The organism is Actinokineospora sp. NPDC004072, from assembly GCF_053604195.1.
This window is the reverse complement of record NZ_JBSGHB010000001.1, coordinates 15852-31727: the sequence shown is the minus strand read 5'-3', so window position 1 is coordinate 31727 and position 15876 is coordinate 15852. Positions and strand designations below refer to the sequence as shown.

Annotated in this window: 15 protein-coding genes; 2 read left to right on the top strand and 13 right to left on the bottom strand. The window is 75.8% G+C overall.

The features are described 5' to 3' along the window. The first annotated feature begins 99 nt into the window (after positions 1-99). Positions 100-1275 carry a PP2C family protein-serine/threonine phosphatase gene (locus ACWEPX_RS00130; protein ID WP_451895250.1) on the top strand — a complete coding sequence of 392 codons (1176 nt, stop codon included), beginning with the start codon at positions 100-102 and terminating at the stop codon, positions 1273-1275. On the opposite strand, the gene ACWEPX_RS00125 is transcribed toward ACWEPX_RS00130, so the two are convergent. The 9 genes from ACWEPX_RS00125 to ACWEPX_RS00085 form a co-directional block, all read right to left on the bottom strand. Next, positions 1272-2120: an ABC transporter permease subunit gene (locus ACWEPX_RS00125; protein ID WP_451894832.1), complete on the bottom strand. Its 849-nt coding sequence runs from the start codon at positions 2118-2120 to the stop codon at positions 1272-1274. The two genes, ACWEPX_RS00130 and ACWEPX_RS00125, sit on opposite strands and share 4 nt — an antisense overlap. After that, complete coding sequence (locus ACWEPX_RS00120; RefSeq protein ID WP_451894831.1) at positions 2117-3037, bottom strand: ABC transporter ATP-binding protein; 921 nt, start codon at positions 3035-3037, stop codon at positions 2117-2119. The genes ACWEPX_RS00125 and ACWEPX_RS00120 overlap by 4 nt, the downstream gene beginning before the upstream one ends. Further along, positions 3034-4089 (bottom strand): hypothetical protein, encoded by a 1056-nt coding sequence (locus tag ACWEPX_RS00115; RefSeq protein WP_451894830.1) that lies wholly within the window; start codon positions 4087-4089, stop codon positions 3034-3036. The genes ACWEPX_RS00120 and ACWEPX_RS00115 overlap by 4 nt, the downstream gene beginning before the upstream one ends. After that, positions 4073-4660 carry an RNA polymerase sigma factor gene (locus ACWEPX_RS00110; RefSeq protein WP_451894829.1) on the bottom strand — a complete coding sequence of 196 codons (588 nt, stop codon included), beginning with the start codon at positions 4658-4660 and terminating at the stop codon, positions 4073-4075. Before ACWEPX_RS00110 ends, ACWEPX_RS00115 begins: the two co-directional genes overlap by 17 nt. Positions 4661-4754: 94 nt before the next feature. Further along, positions 4755-5918 (bottom strand): cytochrome P450, encoded by a 1164-nt coding sequence (locus ACWEPX_RS00105; protein WP_451894828.1) that lies wholly within the window; start codon positions 5916-5918, stop codon positions 4755-4757. After that, positions 5915-6658 carry a hypothetical protein gene (locus ACWEPX_RS00100; RefSeq protein WP_451894827.1) on the bottom strand — a complete coding sequence of 248 codons (744 nt, stop codon included), beginning with the start codon at positions 6656-6658 and terminating at the stop codon, positions 5915-5917. Before ACWEPX_RS00100 ends, ACWEPX_RS00105 begins: the two co-directional genes overlap by 4 nt. A 50-nt stretch (positions 6659-6708) precedes the next feature. Further along, positions 6709-9306 (bottom strand): PEP/pyruvate-binding domain-containing protein, encoded by a 2598-nt coding sequence (locus ACWEPX_RS00095; protein WP_451894826.1) that lies wholly within the window; start codon positions 9304-9306, stop codon positions 6709-6711. Next, positions 9306-9965, bottom strand: a complete 660-nt coding sequence (locus ACWEPX_RS00090; protein WP_451894825.1) for a methyltransferase family protein — start codon at positions 9963-9965, stop codon at positions 9306-9308. Before ACWEPX_RS00090 ends, ACWEPX_RS00095 begins: the two co-directional genes overlap by 1 nt. Beyond that, complete coding sequence (locus ACWEPX_RS00085; protein ID WP_451894824.1) at positions 9962-10795, bottom strand: AfsA-related hotdog domain-containing protein; 834 nt, start codon at positions 10793-10795, stop codon at positions 9962-9964. Before ACWEPX_RS00085 ends, ACWEPX_RS00090 begins: the two co-directional genes overlap by 4 nt. A gap of 201 nt (positions 10796-10996) precedes the next feature. Between ACWEPX_RS00085 and ACWEPX_RS00080 the strand changes: the two genes are divergently transcribed. Beyond that, on the top strand, positions 10997-11980 hold the full coding sequence (locus ACWEPX_RS00080; RefSeq protein ID WP_451894823.1) for a ketoacyl-ACP synthase III family protein: 984 nt from the start codon (positions 10997-10999) through the stop codon (positions 11978-11980). Positions 11981-11993: 13 nt separating this feature from the next. Here the strand turns inward: ACWEPX_RS00080 and ACWEPX_RS00075 are convergent, their stop codons facing one another. From ACWEPX_RS00075 to ACWEPX_RS00060, 4 genes are read right to left on the bottom strand one after another with little or no spacing between them, the layout of a single operon-like run. Next, entirely contained in the window at positions 11994-12845 is an 852-nt protein-coding gene (locus tag ACWEPX_RS00075) for a carbohydrate ABC transporter permease (RefSeq protein ID WP_451894822.1), read from the bottom strand. Further along, a complete protein-coding gene (locus tag ACWEPX_RS00070; protein WP_451894821.1) occupies positions 12845-13852 on the bottom strand; it encodes an ABC transporter ATP-binding protein in 1008 nt (335 codons plus the stop codon). Before ACWEPX_RS00070 ends, ACWEPX_RS00075 begins: the two co-directional genes overlap by 1 nt. Continuing rightward, on the bottom strand, positions 13849-15075 hold the full coding sequence (locus tag ACWEPX_RS00065) for an ABC transporter substrate-binding protein (protein ID WP_451894820.1): 1227 nt from the start codon (positions 15073-15075) through the stop codon (positions 13849-13851). The genes ACWEPX_RS00070 and ACWEPX_RS00065 overlap by 4 nt, the downstream gene beginning before the upstream one ends. Then, positions 15072-15830, bottom strand: a complete 759-nt coding sequence (locus ACWEPX_RS00060) for an ABC transporter permease subunit (protein ID WP_451894819.1) — start codon at positions 15828-15830, stop codon at positions 15072-15074. Before ACWEPX_RS00060 ends, ACWEPX_RS00065 begins: the two co-directional genes overlap by 4 nt. Positions 15831-15876 lie beyond the last annotated feature (46 nt).

Sequence of the window (15876 nt, the reverse complement as noted above, 5' to 3'; positions counted from 1 at the left end):
GTTTGTCCAGCTGTCCGGTATACCGCGAACGCCGCCGACCACCCGGTTCGGTAGTGTGCTCGGGTGGCCGACGAACCCGGGACCGATGACCGCCTGCTGATGCTGGAGGCCATCTCCGACGCCGCGCTGGGCCACATGGACCTGGAGAAGGTGCTGCGCACGATCCTGGAGCGGGTCCGGCTGCTCCTCGGCGTCGACACCGCGACCGTGCTGCTGCACGACCCGGTGAGCGACCGGCTGGTGGCCACCGCGACGTCTGGGTTGGAGGAGGAGGTCGTCCAAGGCGTCAGCGTGCCGATGGGCGCGGGCTTCGCCGGGAAGGTCGCCGCGAGCCGCGAGCCGGTCTTCATCGACCACGTGGACCAGACCACCGTGGTCAACCCGCTGCTGTGGGAGCACGGCCTGCACACGATGCTGGGCGTGCCGATGCTCGCGCGCGACGACCTCATCGGGGTCCTGCACATCGGCTCCCTCGCCGAGCGCGGGTTCACCGACGTCGACATCCGGCTGCTGCAGGTGGTCGCCGACCGGCTGGCCATCGCGGTGCGGCTGGACCGGGTGGCCGCCGAGCGCTCGGCGGCCGAGGCGCTGCAGCGCAGCCTGCTGCCCAGCATCCTGCCCACCGTCGGCGGGCTGGAGTTCGCCAGCCGCTACGTGCCCGACTCCCACATCGGCGTCGGCGGGGACTGGTACGACGTGTTCACCCTGCCCGGCGGCAGGCTCGGCATCGTGATCGGCGACGTGACCGGCCGCGGCCTCGCCGCCGCGGTGATCATGGGCAGGCTGCGCAGCGCGCTGCGCGCCTACGCCGTCGACCACGACGACCCGGCGCTGGTGCTGGCCAAGCTCGACCACAAGGTCTGCCACTTCGAGCCGGGCGCGATGGCCACGGTGAGCTACGCGGTGGTGGACGCCGACCAGCGCCACCTCGACATCTCGCTGGCCGGGCACCTCCCGCCGGTGCTGGCCACCCCCGGCGGGCCGGGCGCCCTGCTGCCGGTCGCCGTCGACCTGCCGATCGGCCCTGCGGAGTCGCCCGTCCCCCGGCGCACCACGCGCGTGGAGTTACCGGCAGGCGCGCTGATCGCCTTCTACACCGACGGCCTCGTCGAGCGCCGCGACGCCATCATCGACGACGGTCTGGCCAAGCTCGCCGCCACCGTGACGGCCGGGCCCGCCGAGCAGGTCTGCTCGCAGGTGATGGCCGCGCTGCTGGGCACCAGCCCGGCGGGCGACGACGTCGCGCTGCTGATCGCCCGCCGGGCGGCGGGCTAGAGGTCGCGGCGCTGGAAGGAGACCGCCGCCAGCGCCCAGATCATGGCCACCCAGACCGCGGCCCAGACGAGGTAGGCGGCGGTGAGCGGGGCCTGGCTCAGGAACGGGAAGCCCTCCATGCCCGGGCCGAACTCGGCGAACCCGGTCGGGTCCTGGAAGGCGTGCATGGCCCCGCGCCAGAGCCCGTCGGTCGGCAGCAGCATCCGCGAGACCGCGCCGACCCTGGCCACGGCGTCGTTGCCCAGCGCCTCGCCGACACCGCCCACCACGCCGGCGATCCAGGTGGCGCCGAACAGGCCGACGGCGACCACGCCGGAGGCCATCGGGGAGATCACCGTCGACAGCAGCAGCCCGAGGGTGAGCAGCACGACCGTCTGCCCGGCCAGCAGCGCCAGCGCGGCGGCGGGCTGGGGCGGCCAGTAGTCGACCGTCGCCAGCACCACCAGGCACTGGGCCAGCCCCGCGACGACGATGAAGCCGGTGCCGAAGGCCACCAGCCCCAGCCACTTGCCCAGCAGCAGCGCCGAGCGGCGGATCGGCCGGGCCAGCACGGCCAGCGCGATGCCCGACTCGGTCTCCCCCGCCAGCGTCGGCCCGGTGAGGAACGCCGTGCCCAGCGCGGCGATCAGGCTCATCCCGAACATGACCAGGTTCAGCAGCTGGGAGGCGACCAGCCGGGCCTGCCCGCTGGTGAGGGTGTCGAAGCCGGACTCGGCGGCCAGCCGGGAGAAGCCCCAGGCGCTCAGCGCGAGCAGGGCGAGGGTCAGGCCCGCCAGCGCCCACAGCACCCGCCTGCGGGAGGCCTCGCGCAGCGTCAGGCCCGCGATCGCCAGGACCGTCCTCATCGCCCGCCTCCCCGCAGGATGCCCAGCAGCCGCTCCTCCAGGCTGATCCGGGCGGGTTCGACGGCGTGCACCCGCACGCCCGCGGCGGCCAGGTCCCGCACCAGGTCGGGGACGGCGGCCCCGTCGTCATCGGCTGGCAGCGACACGGTGAACCACTCGCCCTCCTGCTCGACCGGCCCGGTCTCGGCCAGCCGCGCGGCGGCGGCCTGCGGGAGCCCGGTCAGGTGCAGCCGCACCGCGCGCCTGCCCAGCAGCTCGGCGAGCGTGCCCGCGGCGGCAACGCGGCCGCGGTCGAGGATGACCACCCGGTCGCAGACCCGCTCGACCTCGCCGATCAGGTGCGAGTTGAGCAGCACGGCGACGCCGTCGTCCCGCAGCGCGGTGACGATGTCGCGCACGTCGGCGCGCCCCAAGGGGTCCAGCGCGCTGGTCGGCTCGTCCAGCACGACCAGCTCGGGCCGGGCGACCAGGGCCACGGCGAGGCCGAGCCGCTGCTGCATGCCCTTGGAGAACCCGCCCACCCGGTCCTCGGCGCGCTCGGCCAGCCCCACCAGCGCCAGCCGCTCGCGCCGCTGGGCGGCGGGGACGTCGACCCCGGCCAGCCGCACGTGCAGGGCCAGCACCTCGGCCGCGGTGAGCCACGGCTGGTACCGGAACAGCTCCGGCAGGTAGCCCACGCCCGCGCGCGCCGCGGGCTCGGTCGCGGGCCTGCCCAGCAGCATCGCCTCGCCCGCGTCCGGGTGGACCAGGCCGAGCAGCATCTTGATCACGGTGGTCTTGCCCGCGCCGTTGGGGCCGAGCAGCCCGACGACCTCGCCGCGGCCGACCTCGAAGGACACCTCGTCGACGGCCTGCCGCTTGCGGTACCGCTTGCGCAGGCCGGAGCACCAGGCTGCGGGCCCCTGGGCTGCCGTCACCGCACGCCCTCCGCGGTGGCCAGCACCTCGGCGGCGTCGAGCGCGCCCGCGACGACGGTGACGATGCCGCCGTCCACCCACAGCACGGCCGCCATCGTCTCGTCCTTTGTGGACAACAGGGTGGCGGGCTTGCCGCCGACCGCAGCCTGCGTCGCGGTCACGTAGTCGGCGGGCACGGGCAGCGGCAGGGTCGAGCCGTCCGCGGTGAACGCCCGCAGCTGGGCGGCCACGTCGGCGGGCAGGCCGGGCAGCGACAGCAGGTAGTCGCGGAGGGCGGGGAACGGCGCCCCGGAGGAGAACGCCGTCGGCGCGACCGCGCGGGCCACCAGCAGCGACGGCGGGCCCCCCGGCCCGGGCCAGGCCAGCGCGGCCCCGGGGCCTGCGACCAGCTCGACGCGGGTGCCGTCGAGGCCGGGCGGGGGCGGCGGCGCGGCACCGCCCGCGGCCGCGGCGGCGCGCTCGGCGGAGAAGGTGAAGGTGAGGCCGACCTTGCCGACCACCTGGTGGACCGGCGCGCCGGAGACCCCGCGGGGCAGGGTCGTCACCTCGGGCACGGCGATCCCGGTCTCGGCCGCCGCGGCGGCCGCGTCGGGCACCTCGTGCACCGCGCCGTCGCGGGTCACCTCGACCTCGCCGTAGGCGCTGAGGTCGGGCAGGGCCAGCACGTCGGCGGTGCGGAAGCCGATCGGCGCGACCTGCTCGGTGCGGAAGATCTGCAACCAGTCGTTGGCCGCGGCGGTGCCCGCCCCGGCCAGGACGACGGCCACCGCGACCGCGGCGGCGGCCGGGCGGCGCAGCACCGACCGGACCCGGCCGACCCGCGGCGGGGCGGCCGCGCCGGGGCCCGCGGCGAGCAGCCTGCGCCACCCGGCCTCGACGTCCACATCGGACGGCACGGCCAGCGCGGCGCCGACCCGGGCGGCGTCGGCCCCCACGGCGGCCAGCGCCGCCCGGCACCGCGGGCAGTCCGCGGCGTGCGCGCGGTCGGCGTCGGCCACCGCGGCGGGCTCGTCGACCAGCCTGCGCAGCACGCCCTCACCCAGATGACGCATGACGGTTCAACTCCTCGCGCAGAGCGGATTCGGCGCGCCGCACGGTGGTGCCGACGCTGCCGGGGGACAGGCCGAGCGCCGCGGCGACCTCGGCGTAGCTCAGGCCGCTGTGCCGCAGCACCAGGGCCGTGGCCTGCTTGCGGGGCAGCCGGGCCAGCGCGGCGCGCACCCGGCGGCGCTCGTCGGCGGTCACCACCGCGTCGGCCACATCGGACACCGCGGCGCCCGGCTCGGCGGCGGCCTCCTCCCGGGCGGCGCGGCGGCGCCGAGCGCGCAGCTGGTTCAGCGCGGTGTGCGCGGCGGCCACCGCGAGCCAGCCCCGCGCCTGCGCGGCGGGGACGGTCGAGCGGCCGATGGCCAGGAAGACCTCCTGGGCCACGTCCTCGGCCTGCTCGCGGGTGCCGAGCACCCGGGCGGCGACGCCGACGACCCGCTGGTACTCCTCCCGGAAGAGCACGTCCAGGTCGGCGCGCACGCGCTGGGCACCGGCCACGCGCCGCCCCCTCCCCTCCCGGGCCACCGCCGGGCCGGGGGCGGCCAGGGCCGCCGCCCCGTGCTGAACCAGGTCCATACCCGTACAGCACCGCCGACCGCGCGGATGTGACATCCGGATTCCGCCGACCGGAATCCGCCGACCAGGATGCGGCACCGCGCCCCGGGCGCGGTCACCAGGTCACCGGCAGCTCCCACACCCCCCGGACGAACATGTCGGTCCGCCACCGCAGGTCGGCCTCGTCGACCGCCAGGCGCAGGCCGGGCAGCGCGGTCAGCAGCGCGGGGATGGCCACCCGCAGCTCCATGCGGGCCAGCTCGGCGCCCAGGCAGTAGTGCGCGCCGAAGCCGAAGGCGATGTGCGGGTTGTCCACCCGGTCGGGGTCCAGCCGCTCCGGGTCGGCGAAGACGGCCGGGTCGTGGTTGGCCGCGTCCGGGATCGGCACCACGACCGCCCCCGCAGGCACGACCGCGCCGCTGGGCAGCCGGACCTGCTCGGTGGCCACGTGCGGGACGCCGCCGGTGCCGTTGCCGCACAGGTACCGCAGGATCTCCTCCAGCAGGTCGTCGAACCCCGTCGCGGCCCGCCGCAGCAGCTCCGGGTCGCGCAGGAGCTGCAGGAGCACCACCGCCAGCACGTTGCTGGTGGTCTCGTACCCGGCGACGAGCAGCCCGGCGGAGAGGATCACCACCTCCTCGCGGCTGAGCACCCGCTCCGGGTTGCGCGGCGCGAGCAGGTCGCCGACCAGCCCGGGCCGCGGGTCGCGGGCCACCTGGTCGACCAGCCGGGCGAAGTAGTCGTGGAACTCCCGGTGGCAGCGGGCCACCTCGTCGGCCGGGTAGCGGGAGATCGACATCATCGGGTCGACCCAGGGCTTGAACAGCGCCATGTCCTCGTCGGGCACGCCCAGGACGCGGCACATCACCCGCAGGGTGAACGGGACGCTGAACTCGGCGACGAGGTCGGCGCCCGGCGCGAGGTCGGCGATCTGCTTCTCGGCCAGCTCCCGCACCATCGGCCGCATGGCCCGCACGCTGCGCGCGGTGAAGGCGTGCGCGACGGCGGCGCGGCGCCTGCTGTGCACGGGGGCGTCGGTGGTGATCAGCGGGAGGGAGTCGGTGCTGCGGGCGAAGAGCGTGCCCGCGTAGGCCGAGCGGCTGAACCGCCGGTCGGCGAGCACGAACCGCACGTCGGCGTAGCGGGTGGCGATCCGGGCCCGCCTGCCCGAGGACAGCAGCACCTCGGTCAGCTCCGCCCGCTGCCGGGCCGCGGCGTACTCCGGCGGCGACCCGACCCCCGGGCAGATGGCGAACGGGAACGCGGCGACATCGGTCACGACGAGATCAGCCCCTCCAGCACGAGAACACCGAACAGCAGCAGCGGGAACAGCCCGGCCAGGCCCAGCGGCCAGCGCTGCCGCAGCCGGGCGACCGCCAGCGCGGGCACAGCGGCGGCCAGCAGCGGCAGCGGGCTCCCGGTGAGCACCGCGGCCAGGGCGACCGCGGCCAGGGCGGCGAGCGCGGCCGCGGCCGCCGACCCGCCGAACCCGAGCACGGGCACGTAGGTCCGCGCCCCTCCCCCGCGCGCGGTCTTGCGCGCGAACTCCAAGTGCAGCATCGCCAGCGTCGGCACCGCGCAGGCGAGCACGCCCCGCCAAGTCGGCGCGGCCCCGTCCAGCACGCCCGCGTAGAGCGCGCCGGTGAGCAGCAGCTGCACCGGCAGGGCGATCACCAGGCCGGTGAGCACCGCCTCCCCGGCGGGCCAGCGGGCGAAGCGGTCGACGGCGAACACCGCGGCCGCGTAGGCGAGCTGGACGGCCAGCAGCGGGGTGAAGGCCACGATCAGCGCCGAGCACACCGCGGCCAGCCAAGCCACGTCCCGCACCGACACCAGCCCCCTGGCCAGCGGCCTGCCCGGGTTGTGGACGCGGTCGTGGTCGAGGTCGCGCAGGTCGTCGAGGATGCGCATGACCAGCAGGTTCAGCACCACGCTGACGACGACCAGCGGCCCGGGCGCCCAGTGCAGGCCGGGGTGGGCCAGCGCGGTGACGGCCGAGCCGCCCAGCGCCCAGCCCACCCCCAGCGGCAGGTACGCCGCGGGCGGGAAGCTGCCCGCGACGTAGGCGCTCAGCCGTCCAGCAGCCGAACGGTGCCCGCCGCGCCGTCCACCTCGATCAGCGCCCCGTCCGGGATGCGGGTGGTCGCCCCGGGCACCGACACCACCGTCGGGATGCCCAGCAGCCTGCCGGTGATCGCCGTGTGCGAGAGCAGGGTGCCGCGCTCGACCACCATCCCCCGCGCCGACATCATGAGGAACAGCCATCCGGGATCGGTCTCCTTGGCGACGATGATGTGGTCCCGGCAGGTCTCCGGCGGGACCGCCGGATCGAGCACCACCCGGGCCGGGGCGCGGACCACGCCCGCGCTGGAGGGCAGCCCGCGCAGCTCCCCCTCCTCCGCGGCGCCCGTGCGGCGCACGACCGCGACGGGCCGGTTGGCGGGGGTGCTCAGCTGCGGCTGCGGGTCCGGCCGGGCGGCGGCCGCGGCCCGCTCGGCGCGCCTGCGGGCGGCGACGGCGCGCAGGTCGGCCTCGACGAGGGTGCCGTCGTAGGCGCCGAGGACCTCGTCGACGGTCAGGTCGAACACGTCGTCGCGGCGGTCGAGCCTGCCCTGCTCGGCCAGGTGGTCGCCGAGGCGCCAGAGGATGTCGCGGGAGATGCCGTAGAGCTGGCTGCGGCAGTAGCGGGTGTCCTCCCGGGTCTTGACGCACCAGCGCAGCGCCGCGGCCAGCGCCCGCACGGCGAGCCTGCGCGGGCGGCTCGGGCACCGCTGCCGCAGGTCCTGCTCGGCGGCGGCGCGCGCGGCCCGCTCGCGGCCGCGGCTGTCGGCGACGGTGTTGCCCGCGCGCACCAGCGGGGCGAGCAGGTCCACGAGCATGCCGGGCCGCTGCCGCGGCGACGGCTCCTCCAGCTTGAGGTCGTGCAGCGCGCGGTCGCCGTAGCGGCGCAGGTGCTCGGCCGCGGCGGCGGCCAGCGCCGGACCGTGCGCCCCGCCGACCAGCTCGGCCCACACCTGGTCGGGCGGGCCGGTCAGCACCCGGTCGGCGGCGCGCGGGTCGGCGGCCACCAGCTCGGCCAGCGCGATGGCCGAGCGCACCCCGAGCACCGAGCGGTTCTCCGCCCCGCCGACCAGCAGGCCGCCGAGCAGCTGCTGCTCGTCGCCGTCGGTCCAGCGGCGCAGCAGGGCCGCGGTGGCGGTGGTCGCCGCCAGCAGGAAGAAGGTGTTCACCAGGGTCACGCCCCAGCGGTTGCCCACCTGCGCCCACAGCCCGCGGTAGAGCGCGATCAGCTCCCGGGGCGAGCGGTCGGACAGGTCGCCGCACGCGGCCACCTCGGCGTCCCACCAGCGCAGGAACGCCCGCACCTGGCCGGGCAGGCGCAGCAGCCGCAAGGCCAGGCCGGGCAGGGTCGGCGCGGCCCGCAGCCACTCGGCGCGGCCGGGCACCGGCCCCGGCGGCAGGCCCATCGACTTCTCCCACCACGGCCGCACGAGCGCGAAACCGGGGATCTGGCCGTGCAGGGCGGTCCAGGCGTCGAGCCGGTAGTAGACGCGGCCGTCGAGCAGGCCGACCATCCGGTCGAGGTGGTCGGCCAGCGCGGCCAGCCGCCGCGGCGGCACGCCCATGCGCCGGTACACGTCGCCGAAGGCCAGCCGGTAGAACTGGCGGGCCTGGCTGTAGGTCAGCGCGCCGGAGACCCCGGGGAAGCTCTCGGTGACGTTGTGGTTGCTCCACTCCACGTCCGGCTCGCCGAAGACGATCGGCCGGGCCTGCACGAGGAACAGCTCGCCGTCCGCGGTGAACGCGCCCTCGATGTCCTGCGGGAGCCCGAAGTGCTCGGTCACCCTGGCCACCAGGTCGGCGACGGCGGCCACCTCGGCGTCGGCGAGCACGGGGAGCGCGGCGGCCTCGGCCGGGACCGCGGCGGGGACGGGTCCGTCCGGTCCTTGGACGAGCATGCGCTCCTTGACCGCCACATCGGACCGGATGGCCCCGGTCGCGGTGTCGCGGTAGAAGTGGTCGACGTCGGCGCGCTCCTGCACGACGCCCTCGCCGATGCCGTGCGCGGCGGCGACAACCGCGGTCTCGGCGCGGGTGCGCGGGTCGTGGCTGAAGGCGACGAACGACCGCGTGCCCGCCACCATGCGCTGCACCCCGACCGCGACCCGGATGGTGTCGGCGGACAGGCCGCGGCGGGCGCGGTAGGCGATCGAGGCCGGGGCCAGGCCGGACGCCCAGCAGCGGGCGACCTTCTCGGGCACGTCCTCCGGGCGCACGTAGAGGAAGGAGTCGGTGAGCCCGGCGAAGGCGTCGCTCACCCCGTCCTCGCCGACGCCGCGCTCGTCGGCCACGACGCAGGCGCGCACGGCGAGCAGGCCGCCGTCGGCGATCTCGGTCGCGGCGGCGACCAGCGCGTCGGCCAGCGCGGGCTCGGGCGCGCCGAGGCCCGCGGCGACCTCGGCGGCCCAGGCCAGGAGTTCAGCCTCGTCCGCGGGCGGGTCGGTGAGCCGGTCGCCGACGGCGGCGTCGAAGGCCGCCGCGGACACGCAGCAGAACGCGGGCACGGGGAACCCCGCGCGCCGCAACCGCTCTTGGCGGGCGAACTTGTGGCCGACGACGCGGGCGTCGACGAGCCGGGGGTCGCCTGCCGGGATGAGCTGGTCCATCACCACACCCCCGGGACGAGGCGGGCGCGGCGGGCGGCGAAGTCCGGGTAGCCGGGCAGCGACCACAGCACCCGCTCCTCGGTGCGGATCCGCCAGGCCAGCGCGGCGGCCAGCGCGACCAGCGCGGTGACCGAGGCCGGGCCGGGGAAGAAGGCGACGAACGCGGCGTTCGCGGCGAGCATCCCGGAGTAGGCGGGGTGGCGCAGCCGCCGGTACGGGCCGTGGGTGACCAGAACGTGGTCCGACCTGCGCACGACGTGGTGGGTGTACTGGCTGGCCAGCGCGCGCACAGCGCTGCGCCGCAGCAGCACGCCGCCGAGGAAGGCCGCGGGGGCCAGCAGCAGCCACGGCGACCACTCCCCCCAGGGCGCCGGGGTGAGCACGGCGGTGATGACCACCGACATCCGGGCGCAGACGTAGGCGGTGAGCGTGCGGGTCTCGGCGGCGGGGTGGCCGGAGGCGCGGAAGGTCACCGGGATCTCCATCGCCACCCACGCGAGGTAGGCGGCGGTCATCAGGCCCGCCTGCAGGTGCACGGCCCCGCCTGCGGCCAGGTGCCGGACCGTGCCGACGACGAGCAGCGCCGTGCCCGCGACGAACAGCACCCGGGTCAGCGCGGTGACCGCGCTCGCCGAGCGGGTGGCAGCCGGTGCGCTCATGCGGTCCGCACCTCCCCGCGCAGCCGCCGGTAGGCCCCCGGGCTTGCGGCGTGGTAGTCGAACCCGATGCGGCCCAGGGGCTCGCCGTCGGCGGTGGCCGCGGTGAACTCCATGCGCGAGCGCCCGCGCGGGGCGGCGGTGGGCGACCAGCGCAGGTGCACCCCGCCGGGCACGCCGACGGTCAGCTCCGCGTCGAGTCCGAGCAGGACGAACCGGGTGTCCTCGGGCTTGCGGAACTCGGTGTGGCACAGCATGGTGCCGAACTGGCGGGCCGCGTCGAGCAGCGCCTCGGGCCGGGCGGGCGCGCCGGGCGGCACGCCGAGGCGGTGCTCGGGCGCGGGCTCGCGGAAGGCGACCACCCGGTCACCGTCCACGTCGGCCATCCCGGTGACCAGCACGTTCTCCACGTCGCAGCGGTGGACCAGCGCCGGGTCGGCGGGTAATCGCCGCAATGCGGGCGGCGCGGGCGGCAGCGGGTGCGAAGAAAGTGGAGTGGTGCTCAATTCTCCAGAGCAGACAATTCGGCCGTCCTGCTCGGCGGCGAGTTCGGCTCCCTTGTGGATCAGCTCCACCCGCGCGCCCGATTCACAGAAGGACGGGAAATCCATCCGCAGCGCCAATCGGGCGGGGGCGGGATCGGCGTGCGGAAACCGGGTCAGGTCGAAGAGCGCGCAGATCAGCGCCATTCCCGGCACGTGGTCGAGCGGGTGGTCGTAGAAGTACGGGTCGTACGGGGACAGGGCGAGTTCGGCGGTCGCCACGTCGTCGGTCCGCTGTGGACCCCGGAGCAATGGGGCGGTGGCGTCCGATTCCTGGGGAAGTGCTGTCACAGTCCTCACCTTCACCATCGGAAGTGGGGGCGATCCTGACGGCGGGTGGCGAGTGGACGCATCTTTCAACGTGCGCCCGGCGCAATTGTTCCGACTACTATCGAGTCGTATTCACTTTCGGCGGTCTGCGCATTGTGGAAGGTGATCGGCTGCGGCCCGGTCTCCCAGGATGGCCGCCTGCGCCCGGTGGAGGGGTCTACAGTGTCCAGTTCAGAGTTGTTCATCGCGGGCATCGGCGCCCACGTGCCCGCGACCGTCCCCGTCGACGGCGGCGGGTGGACCGGCGTCGCCGTGGCAGGCGAGCTGTCCGCCCCGGAGATGGCGGTCATCGCCGCGCGCGCGGCGCTGGCGGGCCTCGACCCGTCCGGAATAGACATCGTGCTGCACGCGGCGTTCCTGCACCAGGGCCCCGACGGTTGGCCTGCGGCGCAGTACATCCAGCGCAACACCATCGGCGGGACGGCCCCGGCGCTGGAGGTGCGCCAGGCGTGCAACGGGGTGCTCGGCGCGATCGACCTGGCCCGCGACTACCTGGCCCGGCCGGGGCGCTCGGGCGCGCTGATCACCGGGGCCGACAACTTCGGCACCCCGCTGGTGGACCGCCTGCGCTACCTCGACGGCGCCGAGACCGACCGCGGGTCGGTCTTCGGCGACGCCGGGTGCGCCCTGGTGCTGTCCCGGCGCGGCGGGTTCGCCGAGGTGCGCGGCGTGGCCGCGGCCTCCCTGCCGGAGTTCGAGCCGATGTACCGCGGCGACGCCGCGCTGTTCCCGCCCGCCTGCACGGTCGGCGCGCCGATGCGGATGGGGGCGCGGATCGCCGAGTTCACCGCCCGGAACCCGGAGTTCCTGCCCGCCGCGCGCGACCTGCTGCGGCGCACCCGCGTCGAGCTGGCGCAGCGGGCCCTAGCCGAGGCGGGCATCACCGCCGCGGAGGTCACCCGCGTCACGCACGTCTTCGCGGGCGCGGAGGGCTACCTGCGCGGCCTGCTCGACCCGCTGGGCATCGACCCGGCCAGGGGCCTGCTGGACTACGGCCGGTCGGTCGGCCACCTGGGTGTGTGCGACCACGTGGCGGGCCTGCGGCACCTGGTGGACACCGGGGCCGTCGGGCCGGGCGACCACGTGCTGATGATGGGCAACGGGGTGGGGATCTCGCTGGCGTGCGTGGTGCTGCGGATGTGCTGACGGATGTGCTGGGTCAGGCGCGCTGGCGGGCGGCCAGCCGGGCGGCGAGCCAGAGCGGGAGCGCGGCGGCGACGCCGGTCAGCGCCAGCAGGGCGATGGCGAGGGTGCTGGCGTAGCCGAGTTCGCCGTACTCGAAGGCGCGGCGGTAGATCAGCAGCGGCGCGGTCACCGTCGCGTTGACCGGCCCGCCCCCGGTGACCAGCAGCGCGGGGACGAAGGCGTTCTGCACCACGACCACCAGGTCGCGCACCGCGAGGACGAGCACGATGGGGGCCATCAGCGGCAGGGTCACCCGGGTCATGGCGAACCAGGCCGACCCGCCCTCCACCGCGATCGCGTCGTGCAGGCGCGCCGGGATCGCCAGCCGGGCGGCGAGCGCGACGGTGAACGCCTCGCCCACCTGGAACACCATGACCAGCGCCAGGCCGAGCCGCGCCCCCCAGGGCGTGGTGAGGAACCCGGGGTCGGGCACCCCGAGCGCGCCCAGCAGCGCGGGCAGCGGCCCGTAGAGCGGGTTGAGGATCCACAGCCACAGCAGCGCCCACGCCGCGTCCGGGATCGCCGAGGGCAGGTAGGCCGCCGCCCGCCCCGCCCCGTACCCGCGCCGGGCCAGCAGCAGCGCGGCCCCGACCGCCAGCGCCATCCGCAGCGGCACCACGACCAGCGCGATGAGCCCGCTGACCCCGACCGCCTGCCAGAACGCCGAGTCCCCGGCCAACCGCACGAGGTTGTCCGCGCCGGTGAACTCCGGCGCGGTGAAGCCGAAGTAGTCGGTGAAGGCCAGCACGGCCGCCACCGCCAGCGGAACCACCACCAGCAACGCGGACCCCACCAGGTAGGGCGCCGCCAGGGGCCATCGCCGCATCATCGACCGCCCGCGGGGCGGCGCTCGCCGGTCGTCGCGTCGAAGTGGTGCTCGTCCTCCGCGCGCCACGAGACCGTCGTCCGCTCACCCGCGCCGGGGGCCGCGGACGCGGGGACCCGGACCAGGAGCTCGGTCTGCGGCGGGTCGGTCAGCTGCGCGCGGACCAAGCACTCCTCCCCCGCTGGCTCGACCGCCGCCACGACGCAGGCGAGCCCGTCGCCGCCGAGGCGGAGGCGTTCCGGGCGGATGCCGATGGTGGTGTCGGCCGACGGGATGAGGTTCATCGGCAGGGGGCCGACGATGCGGGCCACGGCGGTCGTCGCCGGGCGGGCGTAGATGGCCGCCGGGGTGTCGCACTGCAGGAGGTGGCCCTGGTGCATCACCGCGACCCGGTCGCCCATCGCCATCGCCTCGTGCTGGTCGTGGGTCACGTGCACCACCGGCACGCCCAGGGAGCGCTGCACCGCGCGGATCTCGCCGCGCAGGCGCAACCGCGACTCGGCGTCGACCGAGGCCAGCGGTTCGTCGAGCAGGCAGGCGGCCGGGACGCGGAGCATGGCCCTGGCCAGGGCGACCCGCTGCCGCTCGCCGCCGCTGAGCTCGCCGGGCATCCGGTCGAGCAGGTGGCCGAGGTCGAGGGCCTCGGCCACCTCGGCGACCCGCTGCCGCACCGCGCGCTTGCCCGCGCCCCGCGCGCGTTCGCCGATGCCGATGTTCGCCGCCACGGTCAGGTGCGGGAACACCGCCGCCTCCTGGAACACCATGGCGACGTCCCGGCGACCGGCGGGCACGTCCGTCACGTCCCGCTCGCCGACCAGCACCCGGCCGCCGTCCAGCGGCTCCAGGCCCGCGATGGCCCGCAGCAGCGTCGACTTCCCCGAGCCTGACGGCCCGACGATCACCAGCAGTTCGTCCTCGACGACCAGGTCGACCCCGGCCAGCGCCTCGACCCGGCTCCCGCCCCGCGACCGGTAGACCTTCCTGGCGCCCTCGACCCGCAGCGTCATCTGCGCCCTAGCAGCGGGTCGGCCTGGGCCTGGATCTCGGCCAGCACCTCGTCCAGCGGGACGCCCTCGGTGAACGCGCGCTCCAGCTGGTCGCCGATCACGTCCTCCACCTCCGGCCACGCAGGCGTGACCGGGGTGTGCCGCAGGTGCGGGATCGCGTCCAGGAACACCTGCGACGACGCGGGCGCGCGGGTCGGGCTGAGGAACGCGGGCGAGGTCGCCACCGAGCGCAGCGACGGCACCGTCCGCCCGCCCAGCGCGGTGATCGTCTGCCCCTGCTCCCCGGTCGCGTAGGCGATGAACCGGGCGGCGGCCTCGGCGTTCGGCGACGACGACGCGATGCAGTAGGCGTCGGAGTGCAGCACCGAAGCGGGCTGGCCCATGACCGGCAGCGCGGCCACGTCGAAGTCGAGGCCGCGCTGCTCGCGCAGCGCCGGGACCTCGACCCGCGAGCTCAGGAACATGGCCACCTTGCCGGTCATGAACTGCTCTTCCAGCCCCTGGGCGGCCATCTCCTCCTTCGTCGGCGTCACCCCGCTGCCGATCAGGTCGATGATCGCCTGCAGCGCCGCCCGCGCCCCGGGCTCGTGCAGCGTGGTCCTGGTCGGGGCCGCGTCGTCGTCGACGATCGCGCCGCCGCTGCTCCAGATGAACGGCGCCACCCGGGTGATCGACGGGTCGATGCCGACCCCCTTCACCCCACCGGAGGTCAGCTTGCGCGCGGTGGCGGTGAAGTCCGCCCACGTCCACCCGTCCCGCGGCGGCTCGGCGCCTGCCTGCGCGAACAGCGCCCGGTTCCAGTACACGACCAGCGAGGAGATGTTCTGCGGCATGCACTGCAGCTCGCCGCCGATGGTGAACGCCCGCAGCGGCTGCTCGTAGTACCCGCCCAGGTCGACCCCCTGGTCGGCGAGCATCGGGCCGATCGGCCGCACCGCGCCGCGCTCGACGAACGGCGCGTAGTCGCGGTAGTTGATGAGGAAGACGTCGGGCGCGTCGCCGGAGGCGAAGGCGGTCGACAGCCGGGTCAGGTGGTCCGACCGGCCCACCGCGACCAGCTCGACCTCCCCGCCGGTGTAGGCCGAGACGAGGCTGCGGTAGACCGCGGCCTCCTCCGGCTCCGCCCGGACCTGCAAGGTGATCCGCACCGGGGCGTCGTCGACGGGCTCGGCGCAGCCCGCCGCCGCCAGCAGCACCGCCAGCGCCAGCACGCGGGCCCTCATGAGCGCCCCACCGACGAGAAGAACGAGCGCTGGCCGATGCCGAAGGCGAGCAGCGCCGGCGCGGTCACCACGACCGCGGCGGCGAGGTAGATCGGGTACAGGGCGGCCTCCATCTCGCTGAGCCCCCGCAGCCCCAGCGCCACCGGCCAGTTCGCAGGCGAGGACACCAGGGTCAGCGGATCCATGAACGTGGACCAGTAGTACAACCCGGAGAGGGCGGCGACGGCCACCACCGCGGGCCGGGTCATGGGCAGCGCCACCCGCCACCACACGGCCAGCGGGCTCATGCCCTCCAGCGCCGCCGCCTCGACCAGGTGCGCCGGGATGCGCGAGCAGGCCAGGGCGAACAGCAGGACGTAGAACGGGGTGGTGCCCGCGAGCGCGAGCAGGGCGACCGTCAGCGGGGTGTCGGCCAGGCCCGCGCCGCGCAGCAGCACGACCCGCGGCACCCACAGCGCCGCGGCGGGCACCAGCAGCATCACCACCGAGATCCCGACCAGCCACCGCCGGGCCCTCCCGCGCGCGGTGGCGATGGCCAGCCCGGCCATCGAGGTCACGACCACGGTCACCGGGACCGCGACCACCACCAGCAGCAGCGAGTTGAGCAGCAGCGGGCCCAGCGGCAGGAACCGCGGCACGACGGCGTAGTTGGACCACTCGGCCGGGTCCGGCCACAGGTCCAGCCCGTCCGGCGGCGCCTGCAGCGGCCGCTGCAGCGACCCCAGCACCATCACCGCCAGCGGCGCCAGGAACAACGCGGTCAGACCGAACGCCCCGGCGGTGCGCCAGGGCGTCCGGTCC

What these genes read in the sequence shown, in the direction of transcription:
- ACWEPX_RS00130 (WP_451895250.1), top strand. Translation starts at nt 100, where the DNA reads ATGCTGGAGGCCATCTCCGACGCCGCGCTGGGCCACATGGACCTGGAG.
- ACWEPX_RS00125 (WP_451894832.1), bottom strand. Translation starts at nt 2,120, where the DNA reads ATGAGGACGGTCCTGGCGATCGCGGGCCTGACGCTGCGCGAGGCCTCC.
- ACWEPX_RS00115 (WP_451894830.1), bottom strand. Translation starts at nt 4,089, where the DNA reads ATGCGTCATCTGGGTGAGGGCGTGCTGCGCAGGCTGGTCGACGAGCCC.
- ACWEPX_RS00110 (WP_451894829.1), bottom strand. Translation starts at nt 4,660, where the DNA reads ATGGACCTGGTTCAGCACGGGGCGGCGGCCCTGGCCGCCCCCGGCCCG.
- ACWEPX_RS00095 (WP_451894826.1), bottom strand. Translation starts at nt 9,306, where the DNA reads ATGGACCAGCTCATCCCGGCAGGCGACCCCCGGCTCGTCGACGCCCGC.
- ACWEPX_RS00090 (WP_451894825.1), bottom strand. Translation starts at nt 9,965, where the DNA reads ATGAGCGCACCGGCTGCCACCCGCTCGGCGAGCGCGGTCACCGCGCTG.
- ACWEPX_RS00075 (WP_451894822.1), bottom strand. Translation starts at nt 12,845, where the DNA reads ATGCGGCGATGGCCCCTGGCGGCGCCCTACCTGGTGGGGTCCGCGTTG.
- ACWEPX_RS00070 (WP_451894821.1), bottom strand. Translation starts at nt 13,852, where the DNA reads ATGACGCTGCGGGTCGAGGGCGCCAGGAAGGTCTACCGGTCGCGGGGC.
- ACWEPX_RS00065 (WP_451894820.1), bottom strand. Translation starts at nt 15,075, where the DNA reads ATGAGGGCCCGCGTGCTGGCGCTGGCGGTGCTGCTGGCGGCGGCGGGC.